Below are 14,329 nucleotides of genomic sequence, written 5' to 3'. Positions count from 1 at the left end.
TTCGTTGCCCGTAGGGGCTGGTGACCATGGTCACCAGCCCCTACGGCGTTCCTTTGCTACGGTTGAAGAACCCCGACGAGACGCGCCGTACCGGGGAGAGTAGGGCCCGAGGGACCGCAAAGACGACGCACCCCTGTTGATGGATCACGGAGGTGCCTCTCATGGCCTGGGTTCTGCTGCTCGTCGCCGGTCTGCTCGAAGTCGGCTGGTCGATCGGGATGAAGTACACGGACGGTTTCACGCGGCTGGTGCCGAGTGTCCTCACGGGCTCGGGCATCGTCGCGAGCATGGTGCTGCTGTCGTACGCCGCGAAGTCGCTGCCCATCGGTACCGCCTACGGCGTCTGGGTCGGGATCGGCGCGGCCGGTGCGGCGGTGCTCGGCATGGTCGTGCTGGGTGAGCCGGCGACCGCCGCCCGGATCTTCTTCGTCTGCCTGCTGCTGGTGGCCGTGGTGGGACTGAAGGTCACCTCCGGCCACTGAGGCCCGGGGCCGCCTCCGGCCGGTGCGGCCCGTTTACGGTTTTCGGGTGTCCGGCCGGGTCAGCGGGCCGGCTCCCGCGATCGTCCCGATGTCCGTCCCGCCGATGTCCGTCCCTCCGTCGGCCGTACCGCCCTCGGTGGTCGTGCCGCCGTCCGTGGTGCCGCCGCCGGTGGTGGTCGTGCCGCCGTCGGTGGTGGAGCCGGTGGTGGCGGTCCCGCCGTCCGTGGCGCCGCCGTCCGTCGTGGTGCCGCCCGTCGTCGTGGTGCCGCCGTCCGTCTGGCCCTGGGTCCGCCCCTGGGTCTGGCCCCCCGTCTGGGCCGGGGTCTCCGTGCCGCCCGTCGTGGCGCCGCCGTTGACCTGGCCGCCGGTGGCGGACGGCTCGTCGGCGGACTCGTCGGTGGGGAAGTCCGGCTCCTCGGCGCCCGGCTGGAGCCGGAGGTCGAAGTCGCTCGCCTCGGTGCCGTCCAGGGCGGATTTGGTGAACTGGGCCCAGATCTGCGCCGGGTAGCCGCCGCCGTTGATGCGGGTCTCGCCGAGGGCGCCGTACAGGGATTTGTGGGCGCCGGTGTCGGGGTCCTGGCCCATGACGGCGACGACGGTGGCGAGGTCGGGGGTGTAGCCGGCGAACCAGGCCGCCTGGTCCTCCTCGGCGGTGCCGGTCTTGCCCGCGGCGGGCCGGTCCGCGGCCTGCGCGGCCGTGCCGGTGCCGCCGTCGACGACGCTCTGGAGGACGGAGGTGGTGGTGTCGGCGGCCTCGCGGCTGATCACCTGCCTGGTCTTCTGCTTCGGCAGCTTCACGTCCGCCGCGCCGTCGTTGGAGATCTTCTCGACCAGGGTGTACGTGCCGTGCTTGCCGTGATTGGCGAGGGTGGCGTACGCCTCCGCCATGTCGAGGACGCTGGCCGTGGCCGGGCCGAGCGCGATGGACGGGGTGGCCGTCAGGTCGGGGGTGCCGGAGGGGAGCCCGAGGCCGATGGCGGTCTGCTTGACCTTGGCGGGGCCGACGTCCACCGCCAGCTGCGCGTACACCGAGTTCACCGACTTGTCGGTGGCGGTGCGGACCGTGATGTCGCCGTAGGAGACGCCGTCCTCGTTCTCGGGTGCGTAGCTCCCCCCGTCCCAGCCCTCCACCGGGCGCTTGTCGGTGCCGTCGTAGACGGTGTTCGGGGTGATGGTGCGGCCGTCCTGGGTCTGCGAGTCGTTCTGGACGGCGGAGGCGAGGACGAAGGGCTTGAAGGTGGAGCCGACTTGATAGTCGCGGCGGGTGGCGTTGTTGACGTACTGCTGGGTGTAGTCGATGCCGCCGTACATCGCGACGACCTTGCCGGTGGCCGGGTCGATGGCGACGCCGCCCGCGCGGACGTAGGTGTCGACCTTGCGGTTCTTCTTGTCGAGGTTGTCCATCACCTGGTCGTCGACGGCCTCGATGAAGGCGTCCTGCTTCGGCTTCTGGATGGTGGTGGTGATGCGGTAGCCGCCGGTGGCGAGGGTGTCCTCGTCGATGATCTTGTTGCTGGTGAGGTAGTCCCTGACGGCCTGGACCAGGTAGCCGCGCTGGCCGGACATGCCCGCCGAGCCCTTGGCCTCTTTGGGGGAGGGGAACTTGACCGCGGCGCGGTCCGAGGCGCTGAGCCACTTCTTCTTGACCATGCCGTCGAGTACGTAGTTCCAGCGGGCCACGGCCGCGGACTTGTTCTCCGGGTGCGCGATCACGTCGTACTCGCTCGGCGCGTTCAACAGGGCTGCCAGATAAGCACCTTGACCTACCGTCAGGTCGGTGGCGTCGACGCCGTAGTACGCCTGGGCGGCGGCCTGGACGCCGTACGCGTTGCGGCCGAAGTAGCTGGTGTTGAGGTAGCCCTCGAGGATGTCGTCCTTGCTCTTCTCGCGGTCGAGCTTGATGGAGATGAAGAACTCCTTCACCTTCCGGGTGACCGTCTGCTCCTGGCCCAGGTAGTAGTTCTTCACGTACTGCTGGGTGATCGTCGAGCCGGACTGCCTGCCCTTGCCGGTGGCCGTGTTCCAGGCGGCGCGGATCATCGCCTTGGGGTCGACGGCCGACTCGGTGTAGAAGTCCCGGTCCTCGGCGGCGAGTACGGCGTGCTGGGCGTCCTTGGAGATCTGCGCGAGTGTCACGTTCTCGCGGTTGACCTCGCCGTCGCGGGCGAGCTGGCTGCCGTCCGCGTAGAGGTAGACGTTGCTCTGCTTGGTCGCGGCGGCGTTCGCGGGCGGGATCTTGACCAGGTAGTAGCCGAGGGCGAAGAAACCGATCACGAGCAGGACCACGGTGATGAAGGTGCCGAGCACCATGCGCCAGGTCGGGAAGATCCGGCGCCAGCCGGTGCGCCTGCGCCTCTGCTTCTTCTGCTTCCCGCCGGGCACTCCCGGCGGCACCTGTCCCGATCCCGGTCCCTGCCTCGGTCCCTGCCCCGGTCCCTGTCCTGGTTCCCTGGGCGCCCAGCCCTGGTTGCCGTGCTGCGGCTGCGGCTCGTCACTCATTTGTTCGCCGGACTCCCGTTTCGCGTCGTACGTTGCCGTACGCCCTCGTACGCCTGTTGCGCCCCCTCTTGAAGACTGTCGCACCATGCGTTCCGTTCCCTCACCTCGGCACGCGTCCCGCCCGGAAAATGCCTGGCGGGGCGCGTCACCCGGCGGCTAGGCTCCTGCGCTTCGGCCTTGACGCGCTGAGGGAGGGCCTCTCTGTGGGCACTGGACGGTTGTACGCGGCCGTCGCGGCCGGTGCTTTCCGGCGCCACGCCACCTATCGGGCGGCCACGGCGGCGGGGGTGTTCACCAACACCGTCTTCGGGCTGATCCTGGCGTACACCTTCACCGCGCTCTGGGACGAGAAGCCGCACCTCGGCGGCTACGACCAGGCGCAGGCGCTCACTTATGTGTGGCTGGGGCAGTCGCTGCTCATGGTGGTGGCGGTGATGGGCGGCGGCTTCGAGAACGAGCTGATCGAGCGCATTCGTACGGGTGACATCGCGATCGATCTGTACCGGCCCGCCGACCTGCAGCTGTGGTGGCTGGCGCAGGATACGGGCCGGGCACTGTTCCATCTGCTGGGGCGCGGGGTGGTTCCGCTGGCGTTCGGCGCGTTCGTCTTCGAACTCGCTCTGCCCGCAGATCCGTTGACCTGGCTGGCGTTCCTGGTCGCGGTCGCGCTCGGGGTGCTCGTCAGCTTCTCGATCCGCTATCTGGTGGCGTTGACCGCGTTCTGGCTCATGGACGGGACGGGCGTGGTGCAGATGGCCTGGATCGTGGGGATCTTCTGCTCGGGGATGACGCTGCCGCTGAATGTCTTCCCGGGCGTGCTGGGCGAGGTCGTACGCGTGCTGCCCTGGTCGTCCCTCATCCAGGCACCCGTGGACGTGCTGCTCGGCACCGCCGATCCGCTCGGCACGTACGCCTTCCAGGGCGCCTGGGCTCTCGCGCTGTTCGCCGTGGGCCGGCTCGTCCAGTCGGTGGCCACGCGGCGGGTGGTGGTGCAGGGTGGCTAGCCAGGTCGACGAGCGGGTGCCGGACACCTCGTGGCCGGCGCCCAGGCAGGGGCCGTACGTCCGGGTGCGTGACGGGCTGCGCGCCTACCGCATGATCGCCGCCATGTGGATCCGTTCCACGATGGCCTACCGCGCGTCCTTCGTGATGACCGCCATCGGCAACTTCGCGGCCAACGCGCTCGACTTCGTCGCGATCCTGCTGATGTTCTCGCAGGTCGACCGGCTCGGCGGTTACTCGCTGCCCGAGGTGGCCTTCCTGTACGGCGTCGCGGGCATCGCCTTCGGGCTCGCGGACCTCGCGCTCGGCTCGATGGACCGGCTGGGGCGGCGGGTGCGCGACGGCACGCTCGACACGCTGCTCGTGCGACCTGTGCCCGTCCTCGCCCAGGTGGCCGCGGACCGCTTCGCGCTGCGCCGCCTCGGCCGCGTCTTCCAGGGGGTGTTGGTCCTCGGGTACGCGCTGGTCGCGCTCGACCTCTCCTGGACTCCCCTCAAGGTGCTGCTGATTCCGGTGATGCTGCTCAGCGGCGGTGCGATCTTCGGGGCCGTGTTCGTGGCGGGCGCGGCCTTCCAGTTCGTGGCGCAGGACGCGTCCGAGGTGCAGAACTCCTTCACGTACGGCGGCAGTACGCTCCTGCAGTACCCGCCGACCGTCTTCGCCGCCGATCTGGTGCGCGGGGTGACCTTCGTGCTCCCGCTGGCCTTCGTCAACTGGCTGCCCGCGCTGTATGTGCTGGGGCGGCCCTATCCGCTGGACCTGCCGGCCTGGACCGCCTTCGGGTCGCCGCTGGTGGCCGTGGGCTGCTGCGCGCTGGCGGGCCTCGCCTGGCGGGCGGGACTTCGTTCGTATCGCAGCACGGGGAGCTGAACTCGCTTGGAAACGGACCAGGTTGGCGCCTTCATCGAGCTCGACGGGGTCGAGAAGGTCTTCGAGGTGCGCAAGAAGACCGGGTTCCTGCGCAGTGAGCGGCGGCAGGTGCGGGCCGTCGACTCGATCTCCTTCACCGTGCCGCGCGGTGAGATGGTCGGCTACATCGGGCCGAACGGCGCGGGCAAGTCGACCACCATCAAGATGCTGACCGGCATCCTCACGCCGAGCGGCGGCCGGGTGCGGGTCGCGGGCATCGACCCGTCCCGGGAGCGGACCCGGCTCGCGCAGCGCATCGGCGTCGTCTTCGGGCAGCGTACGACTCTGTGGTGGGACCTTCCGCTGGTCGACTCGTACCGGCTGATGCACCGCATGTACCGGATCCCGGACGCCCGTTACCGCGAGAACCTCGACCGGTGTGTCGAACTCCTGGAGCTGGGTGAGCTGTTGGACGTGCCGGTGCGGCAGCTCTCACTGGGGCAGCGGATGCGCGGTGACATCGCGGCGGCTCTGCTGCACGATCCGGAGGTGCTGTATCTCGACGAGCCGACGATCGGGCTCGACGTGATCAGCAAGGCGCGGGTGCGGGAGTTCCTGCGGGACCTGAACGCCGAGCGCGGCACGACCGTCCTGCTCACCACGCACGACCTCACCGACATCGAGCAGTTGTGCAAGCGGGTGATGGTGATCGACCACGGGCGGCTGATGTACGACGGCGCGCTGTCGGGGCTGCACGAGGTGGGGGAGAGCGAGCGGACGCTGGTGGTGGACCTGGAGCGGGAGCTTCCGCCGATCGAGGTCGCGTCGGCGCGGGTGGTGCGGGTGGAGGGGCCGCGGCAGTGGCTGGCGTTTCCCGCGGGCGCGTCGGCGGCTCCGCTGGTGGCGCGGATCGCGGCGGACTATCCGCTGGTCGACCTCTCGGTGCGGGAGCCGGACATCGAGGCGGTCATCAGCCGCATGTACGCGGAGAAGGCGAACTCGTAGGCTTGCCCCCATGACCGAGGACCTCCCCGAACTCCGGGCTTCAGACGCGGACCGTGAGCAAGTCGCCGAAGTGCTGAGGGACGCCCTCGCGGAGGGCCGCCTCGACATGGAGGAGTTCGAGGAACGGCTGGAGGCGACGTACAACGCCCGTACGTACGGGGAGTTGACGCCGATCACCCGTGATCTTCCCGCGCCTGGCGTGACGCCGCCGGTGAACATGGTCAAGGGGCCCGCCGGGGCCGGGACCGGTTCCTGGGCGGGCCGGATCGTCGGCGGCGAGGGTTCCTCGACGTGGGGTGTCGCGATCCTCGGGGGGTTCCAGCGCAAGGGGCGCTGGACGGTGCCGAAGCGGTTCAACTCCCTCGTGTTCTGGGGCGGCGGTGAGATCGACCTGCGCGAGGCGAACTTCGCGGACCGTGAGGTGGTCGTCAACTGCGTCGCGATCATGGGCGGGATGAGCGTCGTCGTACCGCCCGGTGTCGAGGTCGTCGTGCGCGGCATCGGCATCATGGGCGGCTTCGACACCCGCGAGGAGGGTGTCCCGGGCGAGCCCGGCGCTCCGCGCGTGATCGTCACCGGCTTCGCCTTCTGGGGCGGTGTGGGCGTGGAGCGGAAACTGACCCGCGCCGAGCGGCTGCGGCTGAAGGAGGAGCGCCGCCAGGAGAAGCTGGAGCGGCGGGCGGCCCGCAAGGAGTTGCAGGGTTCCCGCGGTGACCGCGACGGCTTCGGCGACGCGTCCGACGCCCTGGAGGAGGCCCGCGACCTGATGCGCGAACACCAGGAGGAGCGGCGCGAGCGACACGAGGAGCGCCGCGAACGCCAGCAGGAGCGCCGCGACGAGCGCCACCGGCGGCGGCACGGGGGTCACTGAGGCCGGGGGCCACCGCTGTCCCGGCGCCCTGGAAGTCCCGGGCGCCGGGTGACTGCTGTGCGACGCCGGCCTGGGGCGGGGTGACCGGTCGTAGGCCGCTGAGGTCGGGCTACCGCTGTCCGACGTCGTGAGGCCGGGCGGCTGCTGTCGGGGCCTTGGCCCGGCAACTCCCATCCGCCACCCGCCCTCAACCCCCTACAGCGCCGCCGCCACTGCGCCCTTCAGTGAGCCCAGGTCGAGGGCATCCGCCATCCGTTCGTACCCCTTGTCGCTGGGGTGCAGGTGGTCGCCGGAGTCGTAGTCGGAGCGGATCCTGCGGGGGTTGTACGGGTCCCGTACCGCCTTGTCGAAGTCGACGACCGTGTCGAACACCTTGCCCGCGCGGATCTCCGCGTTGATGGCCTCGCGTACGGCCTCGCGCTGCGCGGTGTATCCGCCGTGCCCCTGGAACGGCATCAGCGTCGCCCCGGCGACCCGCAGCCCGTGGGCGTGCGCCTGCTGGACCAGCGCGCGCAGGCCGTCGGTGATCGTCTCGGGGTCGACCTCGTTCGGGTTGCGCAGGATGTCGTTGATGCCGAGGTCGATGACGACGGCCTTGACGTTCGGACGGCCCAGGACGTCGCGGCCGAAGCGGGACACGGCGCTCGGGTTGTCGGCGGGCGTGCCGGGCCTGGACGCCAGGATCTGGTTTCCGCCGATGCCTTGGTTGACGACGCTGTAGCGGGGCACTCCGTCGGTGCCGGCGGCGGCGCGCAGCCGGTCCGAAAGGTAGTCGGTCCAGCGGTGATTGGCGCCCACGGTGGATGCGTCGCCGTCGGTGAGCGAGTCGCCCAGGGCGACCACGGTGCCCTGGGACTCGTCGCTGAGGACGTCGACGGCGGTCAGATAGCGCCAGTACGGCGTCTCCACGGTGTACGAGACGCCGCTGACCTCGTCCGAGAGGTCGCCGTCGGCGAGATAGGAGATCTGGCGCGCGTGCGGGTGATAGGTGACCGGGCCCGACCGGGTCGGCGAGAACGTGGTGACCAGTACGTCCCCGTCGTGCGGGATCTGCACTCTCACCGCGTCGCTCAGCACCTGCTCCCCGGAGGGGATGACCACCGAGGTGGCGCCGCCGAAGGTGAGCCGGGTCATGGTGCCGGCCCTGGCGGTGGCGCTGTTCGGGGTCTCCGCGACGGCGATCGTGGCGTGCGTGACGGTGAGCGGCTGCTGTCCGTACAGGTTGGAGAGCGTGATCCGCGCACCCGGACCGCCGGCGTTCGTGTGCACGACGTTGCGGACCGAGCGGCCCGCCATGCCGGCCGTCCCGGTGCCGGGCTCGGCTCCGGCGGGGGAGGCGGACCAGGCGCCGACCCAGGTGCCGGTGGACGCGGGGGCGGCGGAGCCACGCGGGGCCCGGCCGCCGGCGAGGTTGCTCTGCCCGCCGCCTTCGTCGGCTGCGACGCCGATGTATATGGCAGCGGAAATGACGACGATCACAGCGACGATCGTGGCCAGCAAGGCATAACCGTGACGCTTGGTCATGCGGTGCGATTCTCCTCGGGCGATGGGAGCCTCAAGGCCCCGGTGTGATCACCCCATGATGGGTCATGAGGTGGGGTGAAGGCGCCATACCCCCGCGCCTTCACCCGGAACTTCCCCGACAGGACAGACGCCGGGAACTCCTGTTCCGTTCCGGGAGTCGCTCAGGAAGGGACAATGTGTACGGGGGACGCGAACGGGTGGAGTGGATGGAACGTACGAAAGTGGAAGAAACGGGCGAAGGTGTCGAGGGGCAGCATGCCCTGGCGGACGCCGTCGCGAACGGGGAGAGCACGTCTGCCGTCAGCGCGCGTCGCGCGATGACCTCTTTCAGCCCCGCCGACGAGGAGAAACAGCGGGGCGTACGGCGGATGAAGGCGACGGCGGTCGGCCTGCTGCTCTTCGTGGCGGTCGTGTACGTCCTCGCCAAATGGGCATCGAACGAAGGTGCGGGTCCCTGGACCGGCTATGTCGCCGCGGCCGCGGAGGCCGGCATGGTCGGCGCGCTCGCGGACTGGTTCGCGGTGACGGCCCTCTTCCGCCGCCCGCTGGGCCTGCCCATCCCGCACACGGCGATCATCCCCACCAAGAAGGACCAGCTCGGCGTCTCGCTGGGTGAGTTCGTCGGGGAGAACTTCCTCTCGGAGGAGGTCGTACGCGGCCGGCTGCGCGCCGTGGGCATCGGCAGCCGTCTCGGTGCCTGGCTCGCCGAGCCGGAGCACGCCGACCGGGTGACGGCGGAGCTGGCCGCCGCGCTCCGCGGGGCACTGACCGTGCTGCGCGACTCCGACGTGCAGGCGGTGGTCGGCGAGGCGATCACCCGGCGTGCCGACGCCGCCGAGATCGCGCCCGGCATCGGAAAGATGCTGGAGAAGGTCGTCGCGGACGGCGGCCACAAGCGGGTCGTGGACATGGTCGTCGCGCGCGCCCACGACTGGCTGGTGCTGCACGACGAGCAGGTCATGGGCGCGGTGCAGGGCGGCGCCCCCGGCTGGACCCCCCGGTTCGTCGACAAGCGGGTGGGCGAGCGGGTCTACAAGGAACTGCTCCGCTTCGTCACCGAGATGCGCGACGCCCCCTCGCACCCGGCCCGCGGCGCCCTCGACCGTTTCCTCTCCGACTTCGCCTCCGACCTCCAGTCCGACACCGAGACCCGTGCCCGGGTGGAGCGCCTCAAGGGCGAGGTCCTCGGCCGTGGCGAGGTCCAGGACCTGATCGCGTCCGCCTGGACCGCCGTACGGTCGATGATCGTGTCCGCCGCGGAGGACGAGCGGAGTGAGCTGCGGCTGCGGGTGCGGGCGTCGCTGCTGTCGCTGGGTGCCCGGATGGCGGTGGAGCCCAAGCTCCAGGCCAAGGTCGACGGCTGGGTCGAGGGCGCGGCGGTGTACGTCGTGACGACCTACCGGGGCGAGATCACCTCTCTGATCACCGACACGGTCGCGGGCTGGGACGCCGAGCACACGACCCGGAAGATCGAGGCCAACATCGGGCGCGACCTCCAGTTCATCCGGATCAACGGCACGGTGGTGGGATCGCTGGCGGGGCTGCTGATCTACACGGTGTCGCGGGCGTTGGGGGCGTGACCGTGGCGTGAGCCCCGGCGGCGGTCGAGGACACGGCTCCGCCGTGCGCCGCTCGCCGGGCGTGAGAGGCGCAGATCAGGGCACTCTGGTCGGGTCAGCCGCGGATCACTCAGGGACACCTGCGTGATCACTCGGGGTCACTCAACGGCGAGGGAGCCATGTCAGCATCAGCGACGCCGGGCGCTGTGCCCGCCGCCACGGGAACCGTCACCACGGCAGTACCGGCCCGCCTGGACCGGCTGCCGTGGTCCCGCTGGCACTGGATGATCGTGATCGGCCTGGGAACCGTCTGGATCCTGGACGGCCTTGAGGTCACCACCGTCGGCAACATCGCGGGCCGCCTCTCCGAGGAGGGCAGCGGGCTGCCCATCACGTCCGCGCAGGTCACCGGTATCGCAGCCGCGCTCTATGTGGCGGGGGCCTGTGCGGGCGCGCTGTTCTTCGGCTGGCTCACCGACCGCTACGGCCGCCGGAAACTCTTCATGATCACCCTGGCGGTCTACCTCGTGTCGACGGCCCTCACCGCGCTGTCCTTCTCGCCCTGGTGGTTCTTCGTCTTCCGCTTCTTCACCGGTTTCGGTATCGGTGGCGAGTACGCCGCCATCAACTCGGCGATCGACGAGCTGATCCCGTCCAAGTACCGCGGCCGGGTCGACCTGATCATCAACGGCAGCTACTGGCTGGGCGCCATCGGCGGAGCCCTGCTGTCCGTCGTGATGCTGAACACCGACATCTTCCCCAAGGACCTCGGCTGGCGGCTGACCTTCGCGCTCGGCGTCGTCCTGGGCCTGGTGATCCTGCTGGTCAGGCGGCATGTGCCGGAGAGCCCGCGCTGGCAGTTCATCCACGGCCAGGGCGAGGAGGCCGAGGCCCTGGTCTCCTCCGTGGAGCGCGGGATCGAGGAGGAGAGGGGCGAGCCGCTGCCGCCGCCCGACCGTGAGATCACCATCCAGCAGCGCAAGAGCATCGGCTTCGGCCTGATCGCCAGGACCGTGTTCGGGCGCTATCCGAAGCGGGCCACGCTCGGCCTCGCGCTCTTCATCGGGCAGGCGTTCCTCTACAACGCGATCACCTTCGGCTTCGGTGCCATCCTCACCACGTTCTTCGACGTGCCGACCGGCAAGACCGGTTACTACTTCGCCGTCATCGCGGCCGGCAACTTCATGGGCCCGCTGCTGCTCGGCAAGCTGTTCGACACGGTCGGCCGCCGCATCATGATCTCCTCGACGTATCTGCTCTCCGGCATCCTGCTGTTCGGCACGGCCTGGCTCTTCGACCAGGGCTCCCTGGACGCGGTGACGATGACGGCCTGCTGGTGCGTGGTGCTGTTCTTCGCGTCGGCCGGTGCCTCCAGCGCGTATCTGACGGTCTCCGAGGTGTTCCCGATGGAGACCCGCGCCATGGCCATCGCCTTCTTCTACGCGCTCGGCACGGCCGCCGGCGGTATCAGCGGCCCGCTGGTCTTCGCGGACCTCACGGAGTCCGGCGTGGTCGGCGACACGGTGCTCGCCTTCCAGATCGGCGCGGGCCTGATGTGCGCGGCGGGCCTGGTCGCCGTGTTCCTCGCGGTGAACGCGGAACGCCGCTCGCTGGAGGACATCGCCACGCCGCTGTCCGCGGTGGAGAAGGAGTCGCCGTCCTCGGCACCGGGGATGTGACGCGGGCGTCGACGTCTTCGGCACCGGCGAGGTGACGCGGGCGCCTGCCACTGCGTGGCGCGGGCGCCCGTTTGAGTAGATGGGCGGCCCGACTGAGTACGCGTACTCTGTCGGGCCTCCGCCCGCCGCGCAAACCTCGTACACATGACCGAGAAGCTGTTGAGCCCTCTGCGAACGCGCCCCTGGCCGGAACGCTGGCTGACGCGCATGGTCGGCGCCGCCCTCTCCTGCGCGGCGTACCTGGTCTGCGTCCCGTGGGACCTGAACAACCGCGCCCAGGGCGCCGGTTCCGTCGACGAGAGCACCCCGGTGACGGGCCTCGGAGTCGCCGGCCTCGCGCTGGTCCTGCTGACGCTGGCGGCCTACTTCGGCCACCGGGACTATCTGGGCTGGCCCCTGCTGCTGGTGGCCGCGCCGCCGGCGGCCCTGCTGTACGTGTCCCTGCGCGCGAACCCCGGACCGTCGGACGGCATGGCCCACTCCTGGCCCCTGACTTGGGGATTCTGCACATTCCTGATCGGCGCCGGGACGCTCGTCGCGACGGCGGTGGCCCGCATGTTCAGGCCGGAGCAGGAAGACTCGATGGAGGGACTGCTGTACGCAGCCCACCTCACGTGAGGAGCCGCTTCCGATGACCGTCCGCAGGATCGTCCCCGACATCCAGGTCGGCTCCGAGGAGTCGATGAGGACCAACCGCACCTTCTACGGCCTCCTCGGCCTTGAGCAGGTCATGCACCTGGGCTGGGCCATGACCCTCGCCTCCCCAGCCAATCCCACCGCCCAGATCAGCTTCTTCACCGAGGAGCGGACCGCCCCCGTCGTCCCCGACCTGAGTGTGGAGGTCGAGGACGTCGACGCGGTGTACGCGCAGGTCCTCGCCTCGGGCGCGGAGGTCGTACGCGAGTTGCGGGACGAGGAGTGGGGCGTACGGCGCTTCTTCGTACGGGATCCGAACGGGCGGGTGGTGAACGTGCTGGGGCACCGGGTGAGTTGAGGCGCGGGTGGGCCCGGTGCTTTGAGGGAGGGGCCGGGGGTCGAGGCGGTGCCGGCGCGGGGTCGCGGCGCGGGGTCGCGGCACGGCGTACGGTCTACGCCCCCGTCGTGGACCCCGGCCGAATGATCATCAGCACCGTGACGGTGGCCCAGAGCAGGTTGAAGATCCCGGTGAACATGCCGAGCCGCGCGGTGGTCCGCCGTGTCACCACGATCGCCCTGCCCCCGGCGTCCCAGATGCCCTCCATGATCGATGCCTGCCTGGGCAGTACCAGCGCGCCGAGGACGACCGCGGCGAGGGCGGTCAGCCCGATCGAGACGATCAGCCAGGTGTCACCGAGTACGCCCATGTTGCTCGCGGTGGCGAACCCGAACACGGGAACGGCGACGCCGACGGTGGCGTACACCCGGCAGATGCGGTGCAGCAGGCGGGTGGTCGCGAGGGTCTGCGTGTCTCCCGGTTCGGCGAGGGCCTTGCGGGCCATGGGCGGGAACATGCTGGCGGCGACCGTGACGGGCCCGATGGCGACGATCGCTGCGATGACGTGGACGGCGAGGAGGAACTTGGTCACGAGGTGACCGTAGGGGCGCTGGGGATCTTGGAGAAGTGGCGGTTCTGCCAGGAGGCAACGGATTCTCGCCAGGGGCGTACGAGGGTGGATCGAGCGGTGGTCCGCAGGTGCTGGTGGGTGTCTCCGGGGACGTGTGGCCCGCAGCAGGGCCCGCAGCAGGGCCCGCAGCAGGGCCCGCAGCAGGGCCCGCAGCAGGGCCCGAGACACCGGGCCCGAGACACCGCACCACCCTGCTGACCAGAACCCGGCTTACCCCTACTCTCTTGCCATGCACACCGTGGCCGTACTGGCACTCAACCAGGTCATCCCGTTCGACCTCTCCGCCCCGATCGACACCTTCCGCTTCGCGCGGCTGCCGGACGGGCGGGAGGCGTACCGGATCCGCGTCTGCTCGCCGACGGACGAGGTCAGCGCGGGCCTGTTCACGCTGCGTGCGCCATACGGTCTCGAGGCACTGGCCGAGGCCGACACGATCATCCTGCCGGGCGTCGCCGACCCGACCGCGCCGCTGCCGCCGGGCGTCGCGGAGGCGGTGCGCGCGGCGGCCGCGAACGGCACCCGGATCGCCTCGATCTGCGTGGGCGCCTTCGTCTTCGCCGCCACCGGCCTGCTGGACGGGCTGCGCGCGACGACGCACTGGATCGCGGCCCGGGACCTGGCGGAGATGTACCCCGCGGTGACCGTCGACCCGAACGTCCTCTACGTCGACAACGGCCAGTTCCTCACCTCGGCGGGCGCCGCCGCCGCGATCGACATGTGCCTGCACATGGTCCGCCGGGACTACGGTTCGGCCGTCGCCGCGCACACGGCCCGCATGTCCGTCGTACCGCTCGAACGGGAGGGCGGGCAGGCGCAGTTCATCATCCACAGCCGGCCACCGGTACCGTCCGGCGCCACCCTGGAGCCCCTCCTCGACTGGCTGGAGGAGAACGCCGGGCGGGACCTCACCCTGGAGGACATCGCCGCCCACGCCGGCATGAGCACCCGAACCCTCAACCGCCGCTTCCGCGAACAGACGGGCACGACGCCCCTCCAGTGGCTGCACCTGGCCCGCGTACGACGCGCCCAGCACCTCCTGGAGGCGACCACCTACCCCGTCGAACGCATCGCGTCCCAGGCGGGGTTCGGCTCACCGACGGCGTTCCGGGAACGCTTCAAGAGGGTGGTGGGGACGAGTCCGTACGCGTATCGGCGGGCGTTTCAGGGGGTGGGCTGACGTGGTGAGCTGACGCGGTGTCCGCGCGTGGCTGTGGGCGGGTCGCTCGGGCGCTGCCCGGGTGTCTGGTGACGGCGG

At 70.4% G+C, this 14,329-nt stretch carries 13 protein-coding genes; 10 read left to right on the top strand and 3 right to left on the bottom strand.

Annotated features, from left to right (window positions below):
• Positions 1-161: 161 nt before the first annotated feature.
• Positions 162-482, top strand: coding sequence for a quaternary ammonium compound efflux SMR transporter SugE (gene sugE / locus ACIBLC_RS07665; protein WP_399209825.1), 321 nt, complete (start codon positions 162-164; stop codon positions 480-482).
• Between the two features lie 33 nt (positions 483-515).
• Here the strand turns inward: sugE and ACIBLC_RS07660 are convergent, their stop codons facing one another.
• The gene (locus tag ACIBLC_RS07660) at positions 516-2,981 is read right to left on the bottom strand and encodes a transglycosylase domain-containing protein (protein WP_399209823.1); all 2,466 of its coding nucleotides are present in this window, start codon (positions 2,979-2,981) and stop codon (positions 516-518) included.
• Positions 2,982-3,184: 203 nt separating this feature from the next.
• On the opposite strand from ACIBLC_RS07660, the gene ACIBLC_RS07655 reads away from it, so the two are divergent.
• From ACIBLC_RS07655 to ACIBLC_RS07640, 4 genes are read left to right on the top strand one after another with little or no spacing between them, the layout of a single operon-like run.
• Entirely contained in the window at positions 3,185-3,985 is an 801-nt protein-coding gene (locus ACIBLC_RS07655; protein WP_399209822.1) for an ABC transporter permease, read from the top strand.
• A gap of 16 nt (positions 3,986-4,001) precedes the next feature.
• Positions 4,002-4,853: an ABC transporter permease gene (locus tag ACIBLC_RS07650; RefSeq protein WP_399209901.1), complete on the top strand. Its 852-nt coding sequence runs from the start codon at positions 4,002-4,004 to the stop codon at positions 4,851-4,853.
• Between the two features lie 6 nt (positions 4,854-4,859).
• Positions 4,860-5,837, top strand: a complete 978-nt coding sequence (locus tag ACIBLC_RS07645) for an ATP-binding cassette domain-containing protein (RefSeq protein WP_399209821.1) — start codon at positions 4,860-4,862, stop codon at positions 5,835-5,837.
• A gap of 10 nt (positions 5,838-5,847) precedes the next feature.
• Positions 5,848-6,708, top strand: a complete 861-nt coding sequence (locus tag ACIBLC_RS07640; RefSeq protein ID WP_399209820.1) for a DUF1707 domain-containing protein — start codon at positions 5,848-5,850, stop codon at positions 6,706-6,708.
• A 195-nt stretch (positions 6,709-6,903) separates the two neighbouring features.
• On the opposite strand, the gene ACIBLC_RS07635 is transcribed toward ACIBLC_RS07640, so the two are convergent.
• Positions 6,904-8,232: an SGNH/GDSL hydrolase family protein gene (locus tag ACIBLC_RS07635; RefSeq protein WP_399209819.1), complete on the bottom strand. Its 1,329-nt coding sequence runs from the start codon at positions 8,230-8,232 to the stop codon at positions 6,904-6,906.
• A 176-nt stretch (positions 8,233-8,408) separates the two neighbouring features.
• Between ACIBLC_RS07635 and ACIBLC_RS07630 the strand changes: the two genes are divergently transcribed.
• The 4 genes from ACIBLC_RS07630 (at position 8,409) to ACIBLC_RS07615 (ending at position 12,464) form a co-directional block, all read left to right on the top strand.
• A complete protein-coding gene (locus tag ACIBLC_RS07630) occupies positions 8,409-9,812 on the top strand; it encodes a DUF445 domain-containing protein (protein WP_399209818.1) in 1,404 nt (467 codons plus the stop codon).
• Positions 9,813-9,970: 158 nt separating this feature from the next.
• Positions 9,971-11,470, top strand: coding sequence for an MFS transporter (locus ACIBLC_RS07625; protein WP_399209817.1), 1,500 nt, complete (start codon positions 9,971-9,973; stop codon positions 11,468-11,470).
• 144 nt (positions 11,471-11,614) lie between these two features.
• Positions 11,615-12,088, top strand: a complete 474-nt coding sequence (locus ACIBLC_RS07620) for a hypothetical protein (protein ID WP_399209816.1) — start codon at positions 11,615-11,617, stop codon at positions 12,086-12,088.
• A gap of 13 nt (positions 12,089-12,101) precedes the next feature.
• A complete protein-coding gene (locus ACIBLC_RS07615) occupies positions 12,102-12,464 on the top strand; it encodes a VOC family protein (RefSeq protein WP_399209815.1) in 363 nt (120 codons plus the stop codon).
• 94 nt (positions 12,465-12,558) lie between these two features.
• Here the strand turns inward: ACIBLC_RS07615 and ACIBLC_RS07610 are convergent, their stop codons facing one another.
• On the bottom strand, positions 12,559-13,035 hold the full coding sequence (locus ACIBLC_RS07610; RefSeq protein ID WP_399209814.1) for a hypothetical protein: 477 nt from the start codon (positions 13,033-13,035) through the stop codon (positions 12,559-12,561).
• 268 nt (positions 13,036-13,303) lie between these two features.
• Between ACIBLC_RS07610 and ACIBLC_RS07605 the strand changes: the two genes are divergently transcribed.
• On the top strand, positions 13,304-14,251 hold the full coding sequence (locus ACIBLC_RS07605; RefSeq protein ID WP_399209813.1) for a GlxA family transcriptional regulator: 948 nt from the start codon (positions 13,304-13,306) through the stop codon (positions 14,249-14,251).
• Positions 14,252-14,329: the final 78 nt, after the last annotated feature.

Source organism: Streptomyces sp. NPDC050535 (assembly GCF_044457665.1).
GTDB lineage: Bacteria > Actinomycetota > Actinomycetes > Streptomycetales > Streptomycetaceae > Streptomyces.
The sequence above is the reverse complement of the archived record's forward strand: the minus strand, read 5'-3'. Positions and strand labels throughout refer to the sequence as shown.